Source organism: Pseudonocardia pini (genome assembly GCF_013870575.1).
GTDB lineage: Bacteria > Actinomycetota > Actinomycetes > Mycobacteriales > Pseudonocardiaceae > Pseudonocardia > Pseudonocardia pini.
On the sequence record NZ_JACBXB010000346.1, the window covers coordinates 1 to 5633 of the forward strand.

The 5633-nt window shown below is 72.1% G+C and carries 6 protein-coding genes; 3 read left to right on the plus strand and 3 right to left on the minus strand.

The window, feature by feature from the left end; genetic code table 11:
• Window positions 1-64: 64 nt before the first annotated feature.
• The gene (locus H5J29_RS19015; protein WP_181782351.1) at window positions 65-1036 is read left to right on the plus strand and encodes an alpha/beta hydrolase; all 972 of its coding nucleotides are present in this window, start codon (window positions 65-67) and stop codon (window positions 1034-1036) included.
• 52 nt (window positions 1037-1088) lie between these two features.
• Here the strand turns inward: H5J29_RS19015 and H5J29_RS19020 are convergent, their stop codons facing one another.
• A complete protein-coding gene (locus H5J29_RS19020) occupies window positions 1089-2726 on the minus strand; it encodes an ABC transporter substrate-binding protein (protein ID WP_181782352.1) in 1638 nt (545 codons plus the stop codon).
• Between the two features lie 195 nt (window positions 2727-2921).
• Here H5J29_RS19020 and H5J29_RS19025 point away from each other — a divergent pair, with 195 nt between their 5' ends.
• Both H5J29_RS19025 and H5J29_RS19030 read left to right on the plus strand, forming a co-directional pair.
• Window positions 2922-3428 (plus strand): hypothetical protein, encoded by a 507-nt coding sequence (locus H5J29_RS19025; RefSeq protein WP_181782354.1) that lies wholly within the window; start codon window positions 2922-2924, stop codon window positions 3426-3428.
• A complete protein-coding gene (locus tag H5J29_RS19030; protein WP_181782356.1) occupies window positions 3398-3625 on the plus strand; it encodes a hypothetical protein in 228 nt (75 codons plus the stop codon). The genes H5J29_RS19025 and H5J29_RS19030 overlap by 31 nt, the downstream gene beginning before the upstream one ends.
• Window positions 3626-3687: 62 nt before the next feature.
• Here the strand turns inward: H5J29_RS19030 and H5J29_RS19035 are convergent, their stop codons facing one another.
• Both H5J29_RS19035 and H5J29_RS19040 read right to left on the minus strand, forming a co-directional pair.
• Window positions 3688-4503 carry a phytanoyl-CoA dioxygenase family protein gene (locus H5J29_RS19035; RefSeq protein ID WP_181782357.1) on the minus strand — a complete coding sequence of 272 codons (816 nt, stop codon included), beginning with the start codon at window positions 4501-4503 and terminating at the stop codon, window positions 3688-3690.
• 5 nt (window positions 4504-4508) lie between these two features.
• A complete protein-coding gene (locus H5J29_RS19040; protein ID WP_181782359.1) occupies window positions 4509-5339 on the minus strand; it encodes a phytanoyl-CoA dioxygenase family protein in 831 nt (276 codons plus the stop codon).
• Between the last annotated feature and the right edge of the window lie 294 nt (window positions 5340-5633).

A 5633-nucleotide genomic window follows, 5' to 3' on the forward strand; every position in this document is an offset into this window, starting at 1 on the left:
CTCATCGCGCTCCATCAGCAGCACGAACGCGAGTGTAGGAAAACCAGCCCGCCCCGGACTCGTGGTGACCGGGAGCTGGGGCGCGTCCTTCCAGGACGTCGACACCCCCATGGCCAAGGGGACCGACGGGGTCTGGACCGCCACCGTGGGGCCGCTCGACCCGGAGCTCTACACCTACCGCTTCGAGGTCGACGGCGAGGAGCTCGCCGACCCCGAGGCGGCCCAGCGCGTCGCGGACCCCGCCGATCCCGAGCGGACGGTGCTGGTCCCGGGAGCGGCGGCGGACTACGTGACCTCGGACGGACCGAACGGCACCGTCACCCCGCTGACCTACCACAGCGCCGTCGCGGGCCGGGAGCGCCCGCTGTGGGTGTGGACGCCGCCGGACTACGACCCGGAGCGGACCCATCCCACGCTCTACCTGCCCGGCGGCCCCTCCCGGTTCAACACCGCCCGGGTCGACGTGATGTTCTCGCGGATGATCCGGTCCGGGGCGATGCCGCCCACCATCGTGGTGGTGCGGGAGAACGAGACCACGGGCCGCTCGTACCACCCCATCGGTGAGGACCTGTTCCCGCAGGACCTGCGCGAGAGCATCGTCCCCGCCGTCGAGGCGGCCTACCCCGTGTCGCGGGAGGCCCGGGACCGGGCCCTGGCGGGCTTCTCGGCGTCCGGTGTGGCCACCATGGACACCTTCCTCACCCAGCGCGGGCTGGTCGGCTGGTTCGGGAGCTTCTCGGGCGGCTACAACGTCAACACCTTCGACCCCGCGCGGTTCCCCGGTTTCGACCCGGTCGCGGACCTCCAGGCGAACGGCGCACCCCTGCTCACCGCGGCCGCCGCCGCGGGGGACGCCGAGCTGCTGATGGTCGGCACCGGGCTCGACGACATCGGGCTGAACGGGACCACGCGGACGATCGCGATGCTGACCGCGGCCCACATCCCCGTGACCACGGTGTTCCGTCCCGGTGCCGCGCACAACGACGAGAACACCCGTGAGCTGCTCAGGCTGTTCGCCGAGCGTGTGTTCGACTGAACGACCGAGGCGCCCGACCGTCCCTGCGGACGGTCGGGCGCCTCGGCGTGCGTCAGGACGAGTCGCCCAGCTGCTCCCAGTAGAGGATCGGGTAGGTGTAGGCCTGCACCCCGGACAGGGCGGAGGTCGTCACCAGCTGCGCGGGGACCTGGACGAGGTTGACCATCGGGACGTCCTGGGCCACCACCGTGGCGGCCTGCAGGACGACCGCGTCCAGGGCCGGGCCCGGTGCCGTGCCCGCCATCTGGGCGCGGAGCTCCTGGAACCGGTCGTTGCGGTAGGAGTACAGCGTCGCCGGACTCCGCCGCTGGTTGACGTCCCAGTTGCGCATGGCGTAGGTCGGGCTGTTGACCGGGTAGGTGCCCAGCGAGACGGTCGCCTGCAGCTGCTTCTGGTCGCTGCGCGCGTTGAAGTCCGACACGCTGGGGACGATGTTCGGGGTCACCCGGATGCCGATCTCCGCCAGCTGCTGGCCCAGGATCTGGATCAGGTCACCGGCCCAGTCGCCCGAGGTCCCCGGCGTCGCGCTGATCTCCAGGTCGAAGCCGCCCGCGTAGCCCGCCTCGGCCATCAGGGCCTTGGCGCGGTCGAGGTCTCGGGTGTAGGAGGGCAGGGTCCCGGGCGAGGGCATCGCAGGCGGGAGCCACGGGTTCGCCCCCGGGATCGTGCCGTAGCCGCCGAAGATCGCCTGGTTGATCTGCGCCATGTCCACCGTGTGCGCGACGGCCTGGCGGACCCGGACGTCGGCGAAGGGCGCGTAGGCCTCCTGCATGTAGAAGGCGGCGGCGCCGTTCGACGGCAGCGCCTCGGCCTTCAGCGAGCCCGTCTCGGCGGCCGCGCCGAACTGGGACCAGGTGAGGCCGCTGGTGGCCTGGGCCTCGCCGCTCTGCACCAGCTGCAGGCGCGAGCCCGCGTCGGGCACCGAGCGGAGCACGATGTCGGTGAACGTCGGGTTCGCCCAGTGGTTCGGGTTGCGGGTGAGCCGCAGCGACTGCGCCGGGGTGAAGCTCGAGACCTGGTAGGGCCCGAAGCCCGCGCTGTTGGTCTTGAGCCACTCCGCGCCCCACGGGTCGGCGGGGGTCGCGTGCTTCTGGATCTCCGTCGAGTCGAGGATCGACATCATCGGGAAGACGAGGGAGGCCAGCACCAGCTCGTTGTCGCGGGTCACGTTGAGCGTGAAGCTGTGGTCGTCGATCACGGTGACCGGGGTCGTGGTGTCGATCGCGCCGAGGGTGAAGTACCCGGAGCCCGCGGTGCCGACCTCGAGGGCCCTCCGCAGCGACCAGTCGACGTCTCGCGAGGTGAGGGGGTTGCCCGCCTGGCTCACCGCGTCGGTGCGCAGCCGGAACAGGTAGCCGCCGTTCGGCTGCTTCTCCCAGCTCTCGGCGAGGTACGGCGCCACCTCGGTGGCGGGCGCGAGCTCGTCTCCCTCCGCGGGCCTGCCTGCCTGCTGCACGAGCGGGCTGGCGAAGCCGCCGGTCACCTTGGTGGTGATGGCGTCGATCGCCGCGTTCGGGTCGAGGGACTGCGGCAGCGTCGCCTCGACCTGGGTGAACGTGGAGCCCGCCGTCGACCCCTCCTGCTGGGCCCCGCCACCCGCGCAACCGGCGAGGACGGTCGTCAGGACGGCGAGGCAGCCGAACATCCACCTCCGGGACGGACGACCCGGTGGCGGTGCGGTCTGGTTCATCGTGGGCTCTCCTGTGGAGGGTGGGTCGCGTCGGACGCGACGAGATCCGGGAACCGGCGGGGGCGTGGTGACTGCACCCCGTGGCGCGAGACGCTAGCGCCGGCCGAAGGTCAATTCAAGAGTCGAACTAAGAACGAAACACATAGTTAGTGTTTCTAGCTATAGCATTCGACCAGCGAAGGATGGAGGTCTGGGATGACGAGAAGTGGGCACGTCCGGTCGGCCGTGCGGGAGCTCGACGAGGCGGAGGTCCGGGAGTACCGCGCACGCGGCCACGTCGTGCTGCGCGGCCTGGTCGACCCGGGGCTGGTCGCCGCCATGCTGGAGGCCGCGACGGCCTGGATGGCCTTCCGCGACCTCGCCCTCGACGAGACCGGGGTCGCCGCACTGCGGCTCTCCCACCGGGACGACGCGCTGTTCGCCTCGGTCGCGACCGCCGAGAACCTCGGGGCGGCGGCGGCCCGGCTGCTCGACCACGCCGGGACGGTCCGTCTGCTGGGCGACGCGATCGGCTGGGCGCCGCCGCGGTCCGGGACCGGGCCGGTACCGGACGTGCGGGAGTCCCGGGTCGGGACGATGCTCGACCGCCCGTTCGTGGCGCTGTCGATCGCGCTCGCCCCGATCACCGTCGGTCGGCGGCCGAGTCGGTCCCGCTCGCGCCCGGCGACGTGGTGGCGCACAACAGCGGTCTGGCGTCGCTGACGCTCCCCAACCGGGCGGCGACGACGCGCTGGACCTACGTCGTCACCTACTTCCCGGGCGACGCGCGCTACGTCGGTGCCCCCTCCGCGCTGACCGAGGGGGCCGTCCTGCGGGTCGACGAGCCGCTGCGCGATCTCGACCGCTTCCCCGTGGTGTTCGACGGGGCGTGGACGGCGGGCCGGGGCGACCGGGTCTGACACGACGACAGCGGGTGGCCGCGTCGGCGGCCACCCGCTGTGTCGGTGGTGGGTGTCCCGGATCAGGGGACGTAGCGCGTCAGGGGGAAGTTGGGGTGGTCGAACGTCTGGTACGGAGCGAAGTCCAGGCGCTTGACCATCTCCGACGGCATGTTGGTGTAGCGGCTGTCCTCCGGGAGGTAGCGGATCCGGTAGGCCCAGCGCGGGAGCGGCATCGAGTTGGCGGACGAGCCGTGGATCGTCAGGTGGTGGTGCACGGTGGCGTCGCCGGGCATCAGGTGCGGCTGCTCGGAGAGCTCCGCGTCCCGCATCGCGGGGATGGTGCGGCGGATGACCTCCTCGTCGCCGCCGATCTTGCCGAACAGACCCGCGGCGTGCGAACCCGAGAAGAACCGCATCGTCCCCATCTGCGGCGGGATCTCGGCGAGGGCGATCCAGGGTGCGACGTGGTCGCGGTCCCAGCCCGACGGGCGGTCCTGGTGGTAGCTCTGCGGCTGCGAGCGCTCGGTGGTGCGGACGAGCATGCTGTCGTCGAGCAGGCGCATGCCGACCCGGCGGCCGACCAGCCGGGCCATGCTCCGACCCATGTCCTCGTCCTGCACGAAGTCCGCGAAGAGCGGCTCGTCGTGGCTCACGCCGCGGTAGGTGGTCCCCGCGTCGCTGCTCCAGTCGAAGCCGGGACGGTCCTTATAGGACAGGCCGTCCTCGCCCATCCGCGCCTTGATCCGCTCCAGCATCGCGCCCGCGAGCTCCGGGCTGATCAGCTGCCGGAGGACGACCCAGCCCTTCTCGTGGAAGTGGGCGACCTCCTCGTCGGTCACCGGGCGGCTGGTCACGCGAACGCCCTCGACGGTGCGCTCGGTCAGGTGTGCGGTCATGTCGCTCAGCCCTTCGCGCCCTGGGTGCGGCGCCAGTCGTCGCGGTCCTCGCCGTGGTGCACGATCGGCAGACCCGCTTCGGTCAGGAGTTGGTGGGAGGGGATCTCGGTGCCCCCGGGAAGCTCGATGGGCCAACCGATGTAGGTGGTGGTGGCCGGTGCGTGCACGAGGGCGTAGGTGATCGCCACCCGGTCGGTCGTGTTCGGGGGGAACGCCCGGATGGTCTCGCTGCGGGCGACGACCGCATCGCCCGCCTTCATCGCCTGCGGTGCGGAGACCGACCCGGCAGGCAACCGGTCCCAGCCGGCCATGGTCTCCTCCGAGTAGAACCCCAGGCCGACGAGGCCGAGGCGGTGCGACCCGCTGACGAAGACCGGAGCCCCCTGGTCCGCGTCGATGTCGGTCAGGGCGATCCAGGTGAAGCCGAAGGTCGTGTCCAGCTGGTACGAGGAGGCTCCGGCGTGGAAGGCGGGCGCGCCGGGCTGCTGGTCACGCGCGGCGTTGACCTCGTCCTCGACCAGCACGATCGAGTCGGGGCGGTTCACCACCCGGCCCGCGTTGCGGCCGAGCTCGGGATCGAGCGCGGTCTCGCCGAACACGCGCAGGGCGGTGCGCGCCGTTCGCCTGCCGACCTCCGAGGGGGTCCGCACGACCGCGCTGGGCCGGACGACGGCGCCGTCGGGCGCGAGGCCGAGCAGCGACTCGGCGCCCCGGCGCAGCGAGTGGACCTGCTCCGCGCCGACGTACCCCGGAAGGAGGGCCCAGCCGTTCGCCTCGACCTCCGCGGCCTCGTCGGCCGTGATCGCGCGTGCGACCCGGCTGATACTGGTCGTCATGGTGCTCCCGTCTCGCTCGGTGTTCGTCCCTCTCAAAGTTAGAGTCTCGAACTATGAGCGTCAAGGACCGTGCTGCTCTCGAATCGCTCGGGGGTGGTCCGTGGAGGTGGCGGCGGCCGCCGGTCAGCTCGCCCGACGCCCCGCGGTGACGTCCAGGCCCGCCCGGTAGGCGCGGCGGATCTCGGAGAGCAGGGCCAGGGCCGTGGGGGACAGGGGAGGGGCGGCCCGGCGGAGCAGGTGGACCCGGTGGACCAGGCGGACCCCGTCGATCCGGACCTCGCGCAGACCGCCGCG